14 protein-coding genes are annotated in these 16,256 nt (G+C 70.5%); 12 read left to right on the forward strand and 2 right to left on the reverse strand.

The features are described from left to right. Positions 1 to 44: 44 nt before the first annotated feature. The 8 genes from ruvC (at position 45) to ASC56_RS20180 (ending at position 9,379) form a co-directional block, all read left to right on the forward strand. Complete coding sequence (gene ruvC / locus ASC56_RS20145) at positions 45 to 575, forward strand: crossover junction endodeoxyribonuclease RuvC (protein WP_055492854.1); 531 nt, start codon at positions 45 to 47, stop codon at positions 573 to 575. Next, the gene (gene ruvA / locus ASC56_RS20150; RefSeq protein WP_055492855.1) at positions 572 to 1,177 is read left to right on the forward strand and encodes a Holliday junction branch migration protein RuvA; all 606 of its coding nucleotides are present in this window, start codon (positions 572 to 574) and stop codon (positions 1,175 to 1,177) included. Before ruvC ends, ruvA begins: the two co-directional genes overlap by 4 nt. Positions 1,178 to 1,271: 94 nt before the next feature. Further along, a complete protein-coding gene (gene ruvB, locus ASC56_RS20155) occupies positions 1,272 to 2,342 on the forward strand; it encodes a Holliday junction branch migration DNA helicase RuvB (RefSeq protein WP_055492856.1) in 1,071 nt (356 codons plus the stop codon). Positions 2,343 to 2,505: 163 nt separating this feature from the next. Continuing rightward, positions 2,506 to 3,063: a preprotein translocase subunit YajC gene (yajC, locus tag ASC56_RS20160; RefSeq protein WP_055492857.1), complete on the forward strand. Its 558-nt coding sequence runs from the start codon at positions 2,506 to 2,508 to the stop codon at positions 3,061 to 3,063. 147 nt (positions 3,064 to 3,210) lie between these two features. Further along, positions 3,211 to 5,004 (forward strand): protein translocase subunit SecD, encoded by a 1,794-nt coding sequence (secD, locus tag ASC56_RS20165; protein ID WP_055493009.1) that lies wholly within the window; start codon positions 3,211 to 3,213, stop codon positions 5,002 to 5,004. Between the two features lies 1 nt (position 5,005). Beyond that, positions 5,006 to 6,121, forward strand: coding sequence for a protein translocase subunit SecF (gene secF / locus ASC56_RS20170; protein WP_055492858.1), 1,116 nt, complete (start codon positions 5,006 to 5,008; stop codon positions 6,119 to 6,121). Further along, complete coding sequence (locus ASC56_RS20175) at positions 6,118 to 6,657, forward strand: adenine phosphoribosyltransferase (protein ID WP_055492859.1); 540 nt, start codon at positions 6,118 to 6,120, stop codon at positions 6,655 to 6,657. The genes secF and ASC56_RS20175 overlap by 4 nt, the downstream gene beginning before the upstream one ends. Before the next feature lie 205 nt (positions 6,658 to 6,862). Next, a complete protein-coding gene (locus ASC56_RS20180) occupies positions 6,863 to 9,379 on the forward strand; it encodes a bifunctional (p)ppGpp synthetase/guanosine-3',5'-bis(diphosphate) 3'-pyrophosphohydrolase (protein ID WP_055492860.1) in 2,517 nt (838 codons plus the stop codon). Positions 9,380 to 9,454: 75 nt separating this feature from the next. Here the strand turns inward: ASC56_RS20180 and ASC56_RS20185 are convergent, their stop codons facing one another. Beyond that, positions 9,455 to 10,684, reverse strand: coding sequence for a DUF349 domain-containing protein (locus ASC56_RS20185; protein WP_055492861.1), 1,230 nt, complete (start codon positions 10,682 to 10,684; stop codon positions 9,455 to 9,457). 135 nt (positions 10,685 to 10,819) lie between these two features. Continuing rightward, entirely contained in the window at positions 10,820 to 11,638 is an 819-nt protein-coding gene (locus ASC56_RS20190; RefSeq protein WP_055492862.1) for a peptidylprolyl isomerase, read from the reverse strand. A 167-nt stretch (positions 11,639 to 11,805) separates the two neighbouring features. Here ASC56_RS20190 and ASC56_RS20195 point away from each other — a divergent pair, with 167 nt between their 5' ends. From ASC56_RS20195 to ASC56_RS20210, 4 genes are all read left to right on the forward strand, one after another. Further along, on the forward strand, positions 11,806 to 12,519 hold the full coding sequence (locus ASC56_RS20195; protein ID WP_055492863.1) for an MBL fold metallo-hydrolase: 714 nt from the start codon (positions 11,806 to 11,808) through the stop codon (positions 12,517 to 12,519). Positions 12,520 to 12,532: 13 nt separating this feature from the next. After that, complete coding sequence (gene hisS, locus ASC56_RS20200; protein ID WP_055492864.1) at positions 12,533 to 13,795, forward strand: histidine--tRNA ligase; 1,263 nt, start codon at positions 12,533 to 12,535, stop codon at positions 13,793 to 13,795. 337 nt (positions 13,796 to 14,132) lie between these two features. Continuing rightward, positions 14,133 to 14,789, forward strand: a complete 657-nt coding sequence (locus tag ASC56_RS20205) for a vitamin K epoxide reductase family protein (protein WP_055492865.1) — start codon at positions 14,133 to 14,135, stop codon at positions 14,787 to 14,789. A 46-nt stretch (positions 14,790 to 14,835) separates the two neighbouring features. Next, positions 14,836 to 16,191, forward strand: coding sequence for a replication-associated recombination protein A (locus ASC56_RS20210; RefSeq protein ID WP_055492866.1), 1,356 nt, complete (start codon positions 14,836 to 14,838; stop codon positions 16,189 to 16,191). Positions 16,192 to 16,256 lie beyond the last annotated feature (65 nt).

The raw sequence follows: 16,256 nt of genomic DNA on the forward strand, positions 1-16,256 counted from the left end.
CCGATAGCCTGCACAAACAGGCGATCGAAGGGAGGGGGACGCGCGTGCGTGTACTGGGGGTGGACCCGGGGCTGACGCGGTGCGGTGTCGGTGTGGTCGAGGGCGTGCCCGGAAGGCCCCTGACCATGCTCGGCGTCGGCGTCGTCCGTACGCCCGTGGACGCCGACCTCGGCCACCGCCTCGTCGCCGTCGAGCAGGGCGTGGAGCAGTGGCTGGACGAGCACCGGCCCGAGTGCGTCGCCGTGGAGCGGGTCTTCAGCCAGCACAACGTACGCACGGTCATGGGCACCGCCCAGGCCAGCGCCGTCGCCATGCTGTGCGCCGCCCGCCGCGGGATCCCCGTCGCCCTGCACACCCCCAGCGAGGTCAAGGCCGCCGTCACCGGTACCGGCCGCGCCGACAAGGCGCAGGTCGGCGCCATGGTCACCCGGCTGCTCCGGCTCGACGCCCCGCCCAGACCCGCCGACGCGGCGGACGCCCTCGCCCTCGCGATCTGCCACATCTGGCGCGCGCCCGCCCAGAACCGACTCCAGCAGGCCGTCGCCCTGCACACATCGAAAGGCCGTACCGCATGATCGCCTTCGTCAGCGGCCCGGTCGCCGCCCTCGCCCCGGACGCCGCCGTGGTCGAGGTGGGCGGTATCGGCATCGCCGTCCAGTGCGCGCCGAACACCCTCTCCGCGCTGCGGATCGGACGGCCCGCCAAGCTCGCCACCTCTCTGGTGGTCCGCGAGGACTCGCTGACGCTGTACGGGTTCGCGGACGACGACGAGCGCCAGGTGTTCGAGCTGCTGCAGACCGCGAGCGGCGTCGGCCCCCGGCTGGCCCAGTCGATGCTGGCCGTGCACACCCCGGACGCCCTGCGCCGTGCCGTGGCGACCGGTGACGAGAAGGCGCTCATGGCCGTCCCCGGCATCGGCAAGAAGGGCGCCCAGCGGCTGCTCCTGGAGCTGAAGGACCGCCTGGGCGAGCCGGCCGGCGCTCCCGTCGTCGGCGCACCGGTCACCTCCGGCTGGCGCGACCAGCTGCACGCCGCCCTGATCGGCCTCGGGTACGCCACCCGCGAGGCGGACGAGGCCGTCGCCGCCGTCGCACCGCAGGCCACGGCCGCCGGGGGCACGCCGCAGGTGGGCGCACTGCTCAAGGCGGCCCTGCAGACCCTGAACAGAGCGCGCTGACCGAGGGGCGCCGAGCCGGGCCGCGGGTCACGGCCCGCCGGCCTCACCCCGCCCCCGTACGACCCCAACCGACCGCGACCCCGAGGCACACGCAATGAACTGGGACGACACGACCGGCACCCCCGCCCCCGAGCGGCTCGTCGGCTCGTCCGCCGACCGTGAGGACCAGGCCGTCGAGGCCGCCCTGCGCCCCAAGGACCTGGACGAGTTCATCGGCCAGGAGAAGGTCCGCGAGCAGCTCGACCTGGTCCTGCGCGCGGCCCGCGCCCGGGGCGCCACCGCCGACCATGTGCTCCTGTCCGGCGCCCCCGGTCTCGGCAAGACGACGCTGTCGATGATCATCGCTGCCGAGATGGGCGCCCCCATCCGCATCACCAGCGGCCCCGCCATCCAGCACGCGGGCGACCTCGCAGCGATCCTCTCCTCCCTCCAGGAGGGCGAGGTCCTCTTCCTCGACGAGATCCACCGCATGTCCCGGCCCGCCGAGGAGATGCTGTACATGGCGATGGAGGACTTCCGCGTCGACGTGATCGTCGGCAAAGGCCCCGGCGCCACCGCCATCCCCCTCGAGCTGCCGCCGTTCACCCTGGTGGGCGCCACCACCCGGGCGGGCCTGCTGCCGCCCCCGCTGCGCGACCGCTTCGGCTTCACCGGCCACATGGAGTTCTACGAGCCCGCCGAGCTGGAGCGCGTGATCCACCGCTCGGCGCACCTCCTCGACGTCGAGATCGACTCCGCCGGCGCCGCCGAGATCGCCGGCCGCTCCCGGGGCACGCCCCGGATCGCCAACCGTCTGCTGCGCCGCGTCCGGGACTATGCGCAGGTCAAGGCCGACGGAGTGATCACGCGCGAGATCGCCGCGGTCGCGCTCGGTGTCTACGAGGTCGACGCCCGCGGCCTCGACCGCCTGGACCGAGCGGTGCTGGAGGCCCTGCTCAAGCTGTTCGGCGGCGGTCCCGTCGGCCTGTCCACGCTCGCCGTCGCGGTGGGGGAGGAGCGTGAGACCGTGGAGGAGGTCGCCGAGCCCTTCCTGGTCAGGGAGGGGCTGCTGGCCCGTACACCGCGCGGCCGTGTGGCGACCCCGGCGGCCTGGGCGCACCTCGGCCTGACCGCGCCACGCGGGGCGACCGGCGGAAACGGACAACAGGACCTGTTCGGGGCGTGACGGCGCGGGACTCGCATCAGCAGGAACCCGGGTGCCATGCTGAGCGTTGTTCCATGTGTGCGGACTCGCTTAGACTCCGCCGATGCCGCCCTTGTGGGCGGTGCCGACCACCCCCATCCACCAGGCCGCCGATCGAGCGGTCGTGCGAAGGAAACTCCGTCCCGTGAATATCGTGACCCTCCTCCCGTTCATCGTGCTCATCGCGGCGATGTTCCTGATGACGCGCTCGGCCAAGAAGAAGCAGCAGAAGGCCGCGCAGATGCGCAACGAGATGCAGCCCGGCAGCGGCGTGCGCACGATCGGGGGTATGTACGCGACGGTCAAGGAGGTCCACGAGGACACGGTCCTCCTGGACGCGGGCCCGGGCGTGGACCTGCTCTTCGCGAAGAACGCGATCGGCGCCGTCCTCTCCGACGACGAGTACAACCGCATCGTCCACGGCATCGAGCACGAGCTGAAGGGCGAGGGCGCCGTCGTGCCGGACGACGCCTCCTCTCTCACGGAGACCGATCTCACGGAGACCGATCTCACGAAGACCGATCTCTCGAAGACCGACGAGCGCGCCGCCGACGCCCACTCCGACGCCCCTTCCGACGCCTCCGACGACAAGGCCGTCGACCTCGGCAAGAAGGACACGGCCGAAGCGGCCGGCGAGGTGACCGACGTGAAGGCCGGCGAAGCAGAGCCGACGAAGACCGACGGCGAGTCCGAAGCGAAGTAGTCACGCCCCGGGAGCACGGCGCGGATCGCGACCGCCCGCGCCACATGCCTCCCGGGACGTGTGTCTCTCGCACGGAGTCCCGACACCATGCCATGGCCGCCCGCGCGCACATCCGGTGCCGGGCGGCCCGAGAGGGAGTACGAGAAGGTGGCAGCACCGAAGAAGGGCCGGAGCGCCAGCGCCCAGAGCAGGCCGGGGCGCGCACTGGCCCTCATCCTGATCGCCATCGTGGCGCTCACCGGGGGAATGTTCGCCTCGGGACACACCACTCCGCGTCTCGGTATCGACCTCGCCGGCGGTACGAGCATCACGCTGGAGGCGGTCAACGAGCCCGGCCAGCCCAACGCGATCAACAAGACCAACATGGACACCGCGGTCGAGATCATGAACCGCCGGGTCAACGGTCTGGGCGTGTCCGAGGCGGAGGTCCAGACCCAGGGCGATCGCAACATCATCGTCAACATCCCCCGGGGCTCCAACTCGAAGGAAGCCCGGGACCAGGTCGGCACCACCGCCAAGCTCTACTTCCGTCCGGTCCTGATGCGCCAGGCCTCGGGCGCCGCGTCCTCGGCCAGCCCGAGCGCCGGCTCCAGCGCGGGCAGCAGCGCCTCGCCGAGCCCGTCCAACTCGTCCGGCGCGCAGAAGGCGACGTCCGGCTCCGCCAGCCCGAAGGCCTCCGCCAGCCCCACGGCCTCGGCGACCTCGCAGGGCCGCGCAGTCACCGACGCGCTGAAGGCCGGTGCCACGCCGTCCGCGAGCGGCTCCGCGTCCGCCAAGGCGTCCCCCAAGGCCTCCACCAGCGCCTCGCCGTCCGCGAGCGGCTCCGGCAGTGCGGGCGGTGGGGTCCAGGCCCAGTACGCCGCCCTCGACTGCGCCAACCCCGAGCAGCGCGCCACGGCGGGCAAGGGCGCCAAGACCGGTGAGACCACCGTCGCCTGTGGCAAGGACGGCACGGTGTGGACCAAGTTCCTGCTCGGCCCGGTCGCGGTCGACGGCACGGAGGTCTCGAAGGCCCAGGCCGTCTACGACACCCAGGGCGCCTCGGGCTGGCAGGTCCAGATGAACTTCAACTCCACCGGCTCCAAGAAGTTCGCCGACGTCACCGGCAAGCTCTCCCAGATGACCTCACCGCAGAACGAGTTCGCGATCGTCCTCGACGACCAGGTCGTCTCCCACCCGTACGTCCGGACGGCGATCACCGGCGGCAGCGCGGAGATCTCCGGCAGCTTCACCCAGCAGGAGGCCCAGGGCCTCTCCAACATGCTGTCGTACGGTGCGCTGCCCCTCTCCTTCAAGGAGCAGAGCGTCACCACGGTGACCGCCGCGCTCGGCGGTGAGCAGCTGCACGCCGGTCTGATCGCCGGTGCCATCGGCCTGGCCCTGGTCGTGATCTACCTGGTCGTCTACTACCGCGGCCTGTCGATCATCGCCGTGGCGTCCCTCCTGGTCTCCGCGGTCCTCACCTACGTGATCATGTCGCTGCTCGGCCCGACGATCCACTTCGCGCTGAACCTGCCCGCCGTGTGCGGTGCCATCGTCGCGATCGGCATCACGGCGGACTCGTTCATCGTGTACTTCGAACGCGTCCGGGACGAGATCCGGGAGGGCCGCTCCCTGCGCCCCGCCGTGGAGCGGGCCTGGCCGCGCGCCCGGCGCACCATCCTGGTCTCCGACTTCGTGTCCTTCCTCGCCGCCGCCGTGCTCTTCATCGTCACCGTCGGCAAGGTGCAGGGCTTCGCGTTCACGCTCGGTCTGACCACCCTGCTCGACGTGGTGGTGGTGTTCCTCTTCACCAAGCCGCTGCTGACGCTCCTGGCCCGCCGGAAGTTCTACGCGAGCGGCCACCGCTGGTCCGGCCTCGATCCGAAGCGACTGGGTGCCAAGCCTCCGCTGCGGCGCACCCGCCGTCCCTCCGCCCCCGTCGAGACGAAGGAGGCGTGAGATGTCGAAGCTCGGCAACCTCGGCGCCCGACTGCACCGCGGCGAGGTCGGTTACGACTTCGTCGGCAACCGCAAGATCTGGTACGGCATCTCCATCCTGATCACCATCACGGCCATCCTCGGCCTGGCGGTGCGGGGCCTGAACATGGGCATCGAGTTCCAGGGCGGGGCGGTCCTCACCACTCCGAGGACGAACGTCTCGGTGGCCCAGGCCGAGTCCTACGCCCAGGAGGCCTCCGGTCACACGGCCGTGGTCCAGAAGCTCGGCTCGGGCGGCCTGCGGATCCAGATCGCCGGGATCGACACCGGCAAGTCCGACCAGATCAAGGACGCGCTGGCCAAGGACCTGAACGTCGGCCCCGAGAAGATCAACGCCGACCTGGTCGGCCCCAGCTGGGGCCAGCAGATCGCCAACAAGGCCTGGGAAGGCCTGGCGATCTTCATGGTGCTGGTCGTGATCTACCTGGCGATCGCCTTCGAATGGCGCATGGCCATCGCCGCGCTCGTCGCCCTGGTCCACGACATCACCATCACGACCGGCATCTACGCCCTCGTCGGCTTCGAGGTCACGCCCGGCACCGTGATCGGTCTGCTGACGATCCTCGGTTACTCGCTCTACGACACGGTCGTCGTCTTCGACAGCCTCAAGGAGCAGACGAAGGACCTCACCAAGCAGAGCCGCTGGACCTACAGCGACGTCGCCAACCGCTCGATCAACAGCACCCTGGTCCGCTCCATCAACACCACGGTGGTCGCGCTGCTGCCGGTGGGGGGCCTGCTGTTCATCGGTGGCGGCGTCCTCGGCGCCGGCATGCTCAACGACATCTCGCTGTCGCTGTTCGTCGGCCTCGCGGCCGGTGCCTACTCCTCGATCTTCATCGCCACACCGCTCGTCGCCGACCTCAAGGAGCGCGAGCCGCAGATGAAGGCCCTCAGGAAGCGCGTCCTGGCCAAGCGTGCGCAGGCCGCCACCGAGGACGGCCTCGTCGCGGCGCGGACCGACGACGGATCGGGCGAGGACGAGCCGCAGGACGCCGCGGCCGCGGTCGTCGGTCAGCGCAGCCAGCCCGCGTCCCGCAACCGCGGCCGCGGCCGACCCTCGGGGAAGCGTCGATGACGGACATAAGGGAACTCCTGCTCAGCCGCATCCGCGATGTGCCCGACTACCCGGAGCCGGGCGTGATGTTCAAGGACATCACCCCGCTGCTCGCGGACCCGGCGGCGTTCACCGCACTCACCGGCACGCTGGCGGAGCTGACCGTGCGGCACGGTGCGACGAAGATCGTCGGCCTGGAGGCCCGGGGCTTCATCCTCGGCGCCCCGGTCGCCGTCCGCGCGGGCGTGGGCTTCATCCCCGTGCGCAAGGCGGGCAAGCTCCCCGGAGCCACCCTCAGGCAGGCGTACGACCTGGAGTACGGTTCCGCCGAGATCGAGGTGCACGCCGAGGACCTGTCCCCGGCCGACCGGGTGATGGTGATCGACGACGTCCTCGCCACCGGTGGCACCGCCGAGGCGTCGCTCCAGCTCATCCGCCGGGCGGGCGCCGAGGTCGCCGGTGTGTCCGTGCTCATGGAGCTGGGCTTCCTGGGCGGGCGCGACCGGCTGGAGCCGACCCTGGACGGTGCGCCGCTGGAGGCGCTGCTTCAGGTCTGAGACCCGCGCGGTACACCCCCGCGCAAGGCCGGTGACGGCCGCAGGACACCGTGAGGCGGGCCCGGAGGAATCCTGTGCCCGCCCCGTGCGTTTCTCCCGTAGAAGGCCGTCTCAGCGGCCTGCAGGCGAGCCCGGAGCCCCGGATCGCTACCATGGGGTTTCCGGAGCCTGACCGGGGGACCCGGATCGCGCACGAGGAGCCCTCTTGGCAGACGAGGCCCAGCACCTGACCGCCGCCAAGCCCGACCCGACGTCGAAGGCGGCGGCCAAGCCCGCGCGGAACGCGAAGGAAGCCCCGCACGAGCCGGTCGAGCATGCCCAGTCGGCGCCCGTCGACCAGGCGGCCGAACAGCCGCGCCCCAAGCCGGTCGCTCCCGAGCGCGCCCCGGGCGTCCGCCCCGCTCCTGCCCCGCCCGCCCGCTCCGGCTCCTCCAACCGCGTCCGCGCCCGCCTGGCCCGGCTGGGCGTGCAGCGCGCCAACCCGTACAACCCGGTCCTCGAACCCCTGCTGCGGATAGTGCGCAGCAACGACCCGAAGATCGACGCGTCGACGCTCCGCCAGATCGAGCGCGCCTACCAGGTCGCCGAGCGCTGGCACCGCGGCCAGAAGCGCAAGAGCGGCGACCCGTACATCACCCACCCGCTCGCCGTCACCACCATCCTCGCCGAGCTCGGCATGGACCCGGCGACCCTCATGGCGGGGCTCCTGCACGACACCGTCGAGGACACCGAGTACGGCCTGGACCAGCTGCGCCGCGACTTCGGCGACACCGTCGCGCTCCTCGTCGACGGCGTCACCAAGCTGGACAAGGTCAAGTTCGGCGAGGCCGCGCAGGCCGAGACCGTCCGCAAGATGGTCGTCGCCATGGCCAAGGACCCCCGCGTCCTGGTCATCAAGCTCGCCGACCGCCTGCACAACATGCGCACCATGCGCTACCTCAAGCGCGAGAAGCAGGAGAAGAAGGCGCGCGAGACGCTGGAGATCTACGCGCCGCTCGCCCACCGGCTGGGCATGAACACCATCAAGTGGGAGCTGGAGGACCTCGCCTTCGCGATCCTCTACCCCAAGATGTACGACGAGATCGTCCGCCTGGTGGCCGAGCGCGCCCCCAAGCGCGACGAGTACCTCGCGATAGTGACCGACGAGGTGCAGGGTGACCTGCGCGCGGCCCGTATCAAGGCGACCGTCACCGGCCGGCCCAAGCACTACTACAGCGTCTACCAGAAGATGATCGTCCGCGGCCGGGACTTCGCGGAGATCTACGACCTGGTCGGCATCCGGGTCCTGGTCGACACGGTCCGCGACTGCTACGCGGCCCTGGGCACGGTCCACGCCCGCTGGAACCCGGTTCCGGGGCGGTTCAAGGACTACATCGCGATGCCCAAGTTCAACATGTACCAGTCGCTGCACACGACGGTGATCGGCCCCAACGGCAAGCCCGTCGAACTCCAGATCCGCACGTTCGACATGCACCGCCGCGCCGAGTACGGCATCGCCGCGCACTGGAAGTACAAGCAGGAGGCCGTCGCGGGCGCCTCCAAGATCCGTACGGACGCGCCTCGTTCGAACGCCAAGGACAAGGACGCCGTCAACGACATGGCGTGGCTGCGCCAGTTGCTCGACTGGCAGAAGGAGACCGAGGACCCGAGCGAGTTCCTGGAGTCTCTGCGCTTCGACCTGTCCCGCAACGAGGTCTTCGTCTTCACCCCGAAGGGCGATGTCATAGCGCTCCCGGCCGGTGCCACCCCGGTCGACTTCGCCTACGCGGTGCACACGGAGGTCGGCCACCGGACGATAGGGGCCAGGGTCAACGGCCGTCTGGTCCCACTGGAATCCACCCTGGACAACGGCGACCTGGTGGAGGTCTTCACCTCCAAGGCGACCGGCGCGGGCCCGTCCCGCGACTGGCTCGGCTTCGTGAAGTCGCCGCGTGCCCGCAACAAGATCCGCGCCTGGTTCTCCAAGGAGCGGCGCGACGAGGCCATCGAGCAGGGCAAGGACGCCATCGCCCGGGCGATGCGCAAGCAGAACCTGCCCATCCAGCGCATCCTGACCGGCGACTCGCTCGTGACCCTCGCCCACGAGATGCGCTACCCGGACATCTCCTCGCTGTACGCGGCGATCGGCGAGGGCCATGTCGCCGCGCAGAACGTCGTGCAGAAGCTGGTGCAGGCGCTCGGCGGCGAGGAGGCGGCCACCGAGGAGATCGAAGCCGTTCCGCCGTCGCGGGGCCGCGGCCGCAAGCGGCGCCGCAGGGAGGATCCCGGCGTCGTCGTCAAGGGCGTCGACGACGTCTGGGTCAAACTGGCCCGCTGCTGTACGCCCGTCCCCGGCGACCCCATCATCGGCTTCGTGACACGCGGTAGCGGCGTATCGGTTCACCGCAACGACTGCGTGAACGTGGAGTCACTGTCGCGCGAGCCCGAGCGCATCCTCGACGTGGAGTGGGCCCCGACGCAGTCCTCGGTCTTCCTGGTCGCGATCCAGGTGGAGGCGCTGGACCGCTCGCGTCTGCTCTCGGATGTCACCCGGGTCCTGTCCGACCAGCACGTCAACATCCTCTCGGCGGCGGTCCAGACGTCCCGCGACCGCGTGGCCACCTCCCGCTTCACCTTCGAGATGGGCGACCCGAAACACCTGGGCCACGTCCTGAAGGCGGTACGCGGCGTGGAGGGCGTGTACGACGTGTACCGCGTGACGTCGGCCCGCAGGCCGTCGTAGCCGCCGACGGCACACGGGCAAGGGCTCCCGTACGCACCGTACGGGAGCCCCTTGCGTACACGGCGAGACGGCTGTTCAGCCGCCGAACTCCTGCAGGCCCTTCAGCGCCTGGTCCAGGAGCGCCTGGCGGCCCTCCAGTTCCTTCTCCAGCTTGTCGGCCTTGGCGTTGTTGCCCTGGGCCCGAGCCTGCTCGATCTGGCCCGTCAGCTTGTCCACGGCCGCCTGCAGCTGGCCGGTGAGGCCCTCGGCGCGCGCCCGTGCCTCCGGGTTCGTCCGCCGCCACTCGGTCTCCTCGGCCTCCTGGATGGCCCGGTCGACCGCGTGCATCCGCCCCTCGATCCTCGGGCGCGCGTCGCGCGGCACATGACCGATGGCCTCCCAGCGCTCGTTGATCGAGCGGAAGGCGGAACGCGCTGCCCTCAGGTCCATGATCGGCAGCAGCTTCTCCGCCTCCGCGGCCAGCTCCTCCTTGAGCTTGAGGTTCTCGGCCTGCTCGGCGTCCCGCTCCGCGAAGACCGAGCCACGGGCGGCGAAGAACACGTCCTGCGCGCCGCGGAAGCGGTTCCACAGGTCGTCCTCGTGCTCGCGCTGGGCGCGGCCCGCCGACTTCCACTCGGCCATCAGCTCGCGGTAGCGCGCGGCCGTCGGACCCCAGTCCGTCGAAGCCGACAGCGCCTCGGCCTCGGCGACCAGCTTCTCCTTGGTCTTGCGGGCCTCTTCGCGCTGCGCGTCGAGCTGGGCGAAGTGCGCCTTGCGGCGCTTGGAGAACGCGGACCGGGCGTGCGAGAAGCGGTGCCACAGCTCGTCGTCCGACTTCCGGTCGAGCCGCGGCAGACCCTTCCAGGTGTCCACCAGCGCCCGCAGCCGCTCGCCGGCCGCCCGCCACTGGTCGGACTGCGCCAGCTCCTCCGCCTCGGTGACCAGCGCCTCCTTGGCGTGACGGGCCTCGTCGGACTGCCTGGCGCGCTGCGCCTTGCGCTCCTCGCGGCGCGACTCGACGGTCTCCACGAGCTTGTCCAGGCGCGCCCGCAGCGCGTCGAGGTCGCCGACCGCGTGGTGCGCCTCCACCTGCTCCCGCAGGTGGTCGATGGCAGTCTGGGCGTCCTTCGCCGACAGGTCGGTGGTCTGCACCCGCTTCTCGAGGAGTCCGATCTCGACAACCAGGCCCTCGTACTTGCGCTCGAAGTAGGTCAGCGCCTCCTCAGGGGAGCCGGCCTGCCAGGAACCGACGACCTTCTCGCCATCGGCCGTTCGCACGTACACGGTCCCCGTCTCGTCGACGCGGCCCCACGGGTCGCTGCTCACAGCGCCTCCTCCACATGATGCCTGCGAGGAGCCTCAGCACCCCCGGCATCGTCCACAGTTTCGTCACGGCCAACATAGGCGACCGGCGGGGCGGCTGTCCGCATCCCGCGCGACCGAAATTTCGCAGTTGGGCGGTCAGGATTTCGTCACTGTCGCCTTGTTGATCACGACGGTCGCGTTCGGTGCTCCGTCGCCCGCCCCCGTGCTCTCGCCGGCGGCCGCGATCTTCTTCAGAACCGCCAGACCCGCCGCGTCGACAGTCCCGAACGGTGTGTAGCTGGGCGGCAACTGACTGTTCTGGTACACCAGGAAGAACTGGCTGCCGCCGGTGTGCTTCTGCCCGGTGTTCGCCATGGCGATGGTGCCCGCCGGATACACGTTCCCCTTCAGGCTCGCGTCCTTGAGGTTCTCGTCCGGAATGGTGTAGCCGGGGCCGCCGGTGCCGGTGCCCTTCGGGTCGCCGCACTGCAGCACGTAGATGCCGTTGGTGGTGAGCCGGTGGCACTTGGTGTGGTCGAAGAAGCCCTGGCCCGCGAGGAAGTTGAACGAGTTCACGGTGTGCGGGGCGGCGTCCGTCTTCAGTGCGATGCCGATGTCACCGCACGTCGTCGCCAGCTTCATCGTGTACTTCGCGGACGTGTCGATGGTCATCGCCGGCTCGTTCTTCCAGCTCAGCGACTTGACCTTGCCCTCGGCGGGCTTCTGGCAGGGGTCCGGAGCCTTGCTCGGCGCCGAGGCGCTCGGGGACACCTCCGCGCCCGCGTTGGCCTTCTTGTCGTTCTTGAAGACTCCAGCCGCGAACGACACCACGCTGCCCACCAGAACCACACCGAGGACCGACGCGATCACGGAATTGCGCACACGCGCCTTGCGCCGCGCCTCCGTGCGCCGCTGCTGCTGCCTCAAGAACTTCTCCCGGGCGAGCTGTCGCCGCCGCTGTTCCTGGGTGACCACGGGGTTGTCTCCTCATGCGTCTCGTACGCCAACCGGTACGCGTGCGGCTGGTGTGCCGACCGCATGCGCGTGCCCCGTACCGTATATGGGTTCGCTGAGGAATCGGCAGCGCCGGTAGGCTCTGACCTACAGCCAGTGACCCCCGTACGACACAACGAAGGACGATCGTGCTGATTGCCGGGTTCCCCGCCGGGGCCTGGGGGACCAACTGTTACCTGGTCGCCCCCGCCACGGGTGAGGAGTGCGTGATCATCGACCCGGGCCACCAGGCCGTCCAGGGAGTCGAGGACGCCCTCGAGAAGCATCGGCTCAAGCCCGTCGCCGTCGTCCTCACCCATGGCCACATCGACCATGTGGCCTCGGTCGTCCCGGTGTGCGGCGCGCACGGCGTGCCGGCCTGGATCCACCCCGAGGACCGGTACATGATGAGCGACCCCGAGAAGGCGCTCGGGCGTTCCATCGGGATGCCGCTGATGGGTGAGTTGACCGTGGGCGAGCCGGACGACGTCAAGGAGCTCACCGACGGTACGAGGCTGGAGCTGGCCGGTCTGGAGCTGTCCGTCGCCCACGCGCCCGGCCATACCAAGGGGTCGGTGACCTTCCGGTTGCCCGAGACCGCGGACATCCCGTCGGTCTTCTTCTCGGGCGACCTGCTGTTCGCCGGCTCCGTCGGACGCACCGACCTGCCCGGCGGTGACATGGCCGAGATGCTCGACTCGCTGGCCCGTGTGTGCCTGCCGCTCGACGACTCGACCGTGGTGCTGTCCGGCCACGGCCCCCAGACGACCATCGGCCAGGAGCGCGCCACCAACCCCTATCTGCGGCAGGTGGCAGCCGGCCTGGGAGCGAACGTCGACAACGCTCCCCGACGAGGAATGTGACGAGAGACCTTCCGTGAGCACCTTCAAGGCCCCCAAGGGCACGTACGACCTGATCCCGCCCGAGTCCGCCAAGTACCTCGCGGTGCGCGAGGCGATCGCGGGCCCGCTGCGCAACTCCGGCTACGGCTACATCGAGACGCCCGGCTTCGAGAACGTCGAGCTGTTCGCGCGCGGCGTGGGCGAGTCCACCGACATCGTGACCAAGGAGATGTACGCCTTCGAGACCAAGGGCGGCGACAAGCTCGCCCTGCGTCCCGAGGGCACGGCCTCGGTGCTGCGCGCCGCCCTGGAGGCCAATCTGCACAAGGCGGGCAACCTGCCGGTCAAGCTCTGGTACTCGGGCTCGTACTACCGCTACGAGCGCCCGCAGAAGGGCCGCTACCGGCACTTCTCGCAGGTCGGCGCCGAGGCGATCGGCGCGGAGGACCCCGCGCTCGACGCCGAGCTGATCATCCTGGCGGACCAGGCGTACCGCTCTCTGGGCCTGAGGAACTTCCGCATCCTGCTCAACAGCCTGGGTGACAAGGAGTGCCGCCCGGTCTACCGGGCCGCCCTGCAGGACTTCCTGCGCGGCCTGGACCTGGACGAGGACACCCGCCGCCGCGTCGACATCAACCCGCTGCGGGTGCTGGACGACAAGCGGGAGTCGGTCCAGAAGCAGCTGACGGGCGCCCCGCTGCTGCGCGACTACCTGTGCGACGCGTGCAAGGCGTACCACGAGGAGGTCCGCGAGCTGATCACGGCGGCGGGCGTGGCCTTCGAGGACGACCCGAAGCTGGTGCGCGGCCTGGACTACTACACGCGTACCACGTTCGAGTTCGTGCACGACGGTCTGGGCTCCCAGTCCGCGGTGGGCGGCGGCGGCCGCTACGACGGTCTGTCCGAGATGATCGGCGGACCCGCGCTGCCGTCCGTGGGCTGGGCGCTGGGCGTCGACCGCACGGTGCTGGCGCTGGAGGCGGAGGGTGTCGAGCTCGAACTCCCCGCGTCCACGAGCGTGTTCGCGGTCCCGCTGGGCGAGGAGGCCCGGCGGATCCTCTTCGCCAAGGTCACCGAGCTGCGCAAGGTGGGCATCGCGGCGGACTTCTCGTACGGCGGCAAGGGCCTCAAGGGCGCGATGAAGAGCGCGAACCGCAGCGGCGCGCGCTACACGATCGTCGCCGGCGAACGCGACCTCGCCGAGGGGATCGTCCAGCTCAAGGACATGGAGTCCGGGGAGCAGACGGCGATCGGGGTGAACGAGATCGTGGCGGAGCTTGAGTCACGGCTCGGCTGATCCGCCCCTGAAGGGCCCTGGGCGCACCGCGCTCGGGGCCCTTCGTCATGGCTCCCGCCTGTCAACCCCGCGGGCGCCGATTCGTCCTGCCGGACGATGCCGACTTTCGCCCGCCACGCGCGTGTGCCGCGCGTCGCGGGCGCCCCCAAGGTCTCCACGGCGTGGTCCTGCCCGCCCCACCGGGCCCGAGCAGGCCGCACGAGCCTCGGCCAGAACCGAACGTTGCGCGACGACCGTACGTACTTCCTTATGTCCATCGAACGGTGCACGGACGCGGGCGTGCGGCACAATGACCAGTGCCCGCAGATGCACCCCTCCAAGTATCGGAATCGGCGTGATGACCAAGACGACAGTGAAGGACGTCTCCACCGAGTCCACCGAGCCGGAACGCACCGACGCGCCCCGGACGGTGGGCGGCAGCCGCGCGTTCGCCCTGCTGCTGGTGATCACCGGGGCCGCTGGTCTGCTGGCCGCGTGGGTCATCACGCTCGACAAGTTCAAGATCCTTGAGGGCAAGGTGAGCGGCAAGACGTTCACCCCGAGCTGCAGCATCAACCCGATCGTGTCCTGCGGCAGCGTGATGGAGAGCAAGCAGGCCGCCGCCTTCGGCTTCCCCAACCCGATGCTCGGCCTCGTCTGCTACGGCATCGTCATCTGCGTCGGCATGAGCCTGCTCGCCCGCGCCCCCTTCCCGCGCTGGTACTGGCTGACCTTCAACTTCGGCACGCTCTTCGGCGTGGCCTTCTGCACCTGGCTGCAGTTCCAGTCGCTGTACCGGATCAACGCGCTGTGCCTGTGGTGCTCGCTGGCCTGGGTCGCCACGATCACCATGTTCTGGTACGTGACCTCGTTCAACGTCCGCAACGACTTCCTGCCCGCCCCGCGCCCGGTCAAGAACTTCCTCGGCGAGTTCACCTGGGTGCTGCCGGTCACCCACGTCGGCATCATCGCCATGCTGATCCTGACCCGGTGGGGCGGCCAGCTCTGGGCCTGAGCCGGGACCGGGCGGCGTTGTCAGCGGGGTGACATAGGGTTTCAGCGTGGAGCCCGACCTGTTCACCGCCGCCGCAGAAGAACGCCAGGAGAAGGACCCGGCCGGCAGCCCCCTGGCCGTCCGTATGCGCCCGCGCACCCTTGACGAGGTGGTGGGCCAGCAGCACCTGCTCAAGCCCGGATCCCCCCTGCGCAGACTGGTCGGCGAGGGCAACGGCGGCCCCGCCGGACCCTCCTCGGTGATCCTCTGGGGCCCGCCCGGCACCGGCAAGACCACACTGGCGTACGTCGTCTCGAAGGCCACCAACAAGCGCTTCGTGGAGCTGTCGGCGATCACCGCGGGTGTGAAGGAGGTCCGCGCGGTCATCGACGGCGCCCGGCGCGCCACCGGCGGCTTCGGCAAGGAGACCGTCCTGTTCCTCGACGAGATCCACCGCTTCAGCAAGGCCCAGCAGGACTCCCTGCTCCCGGCCGTCGAGAACCGCTGGGTGACCCTGATAGCGGCCACCACGGAGAACCCGTACTTCTCGGTGATCTCCCCGCTGCTGTCCCGCTCCCTGCTGCTCACCCTCGAACCGCTCACGGACGACGACGTGCGCGGTCTGCTGCGCCGGGCCCTGGCCGCCGAGCGCGGCCTGGCGGGTGCCGTCACGCTCCCCGAGGACACCGAGGCCCATCTGCTGCGGATCGCCGGCGGCGACGCCCGCCGCGCCTTGACCGCCCTCGAGGCCGCGGCCGGGGCCGCGCTCGACAAGGGGGAGCCGGAGATCGGCCTGACGACCCTGGAGGAGACCGTCGACCGCGCCGCGGTGAAGTACGACCGCGACGGCGACCAGCACTACGACGTGGCGAGCGCCCTGATCAAGTCGATCCGCGGCTCCGACGTCGACGCCGCGCTGCACTATCTGGCCCGGATGATCGAGGCCGGGGAGGACCCCCGCTTCATCGCCCGCCGTCTGATGATCTCCGCGAGCGAGGACATCGGGCTCGCCGATCCCCACGCGCTGCCGACAGCCGTCGCCGCCGCCCAGGCAGTCGCCATGATCGGCTTCCCGGAGGCCGCGCTCACCCTCAGTCACGCAACCATCGCCCTGGCCCTGGCCCCCAAGTCCAACGCGGCGACCACGGCGATCGGCGCGGCCATGGAGGACGTCCGCAAGGGACTGGCCGGGCCCGTGCCCCCGCATCTGCGCGACGGCCACTACAAGGGCGCGGCCAAGCTCGGCCACGCGCAGGGGTATGTGTATCCGCACGACCTGCCGGAGGGCATCGCCGCCCAGCAGTACGCCCCGGACGCGCTCAAGGACCGGGAGTACTACACCCCGACCCGGCACGGCGCGGAGGCGCGGTACGCGGACGCCGTCGAGTGGACCCGCAAGCACCTCGGTCGGAAGCAGTCGTGACCGCGCGGTAGACTTACCCGAAGCGCTGCGTCCCGTGTCCGGCACCTCAGCAGAGGGGTCGGCGC

The sequence above is a fragment of the Streptomyces sp. TP-A0356 genome (assembly GCF_001417775.1).
GTDB lineage: Bacteria > Actinomycetota > Actinomycetes > Streptomycetales > Streptomycetaceae > Streptomyces.

What these genes read in the sequence shown, in the direction of transcription:
- ruvA (WP_055492855.1), top strand. Translation starts at nt 572, where the DNA reads ATGATCGCCTTCGTCAGCGGCCCGGTCGCCGCCCTCGCCCCGGACGCC.
- ruvB (WP_055492856.1), top strand. Translation starts at nt 1,272, where the DNA reads ATGAACTGGGACGACACGACCGGCACCCCCGCCCCCGAGCGGCTCGTC.
- secF (WP_055492858.1), top strand. Translation starts at nt 5,006, where the DNA reads ATGTCGAAGCTCGGCAACCTCGGCGCCCGACTGCACCGCGGCGAGGTC.
- ASC56_RS20175 (WP_055492859.1), top strand. Translation starts at nt 6,118, where the DNA reads ATGACGGACATAAGGGAACTCCTGCTCAGCCGCATCCGCGATGTGCCC.
- ASC56_RS20205 (WP_055492865.1), top strand. Translation starts at nt 14,133, where the DNA reads ATGACCAAGACGACAGTGAAGGACGTCTCCACCGAGTCCACCGAGCCG.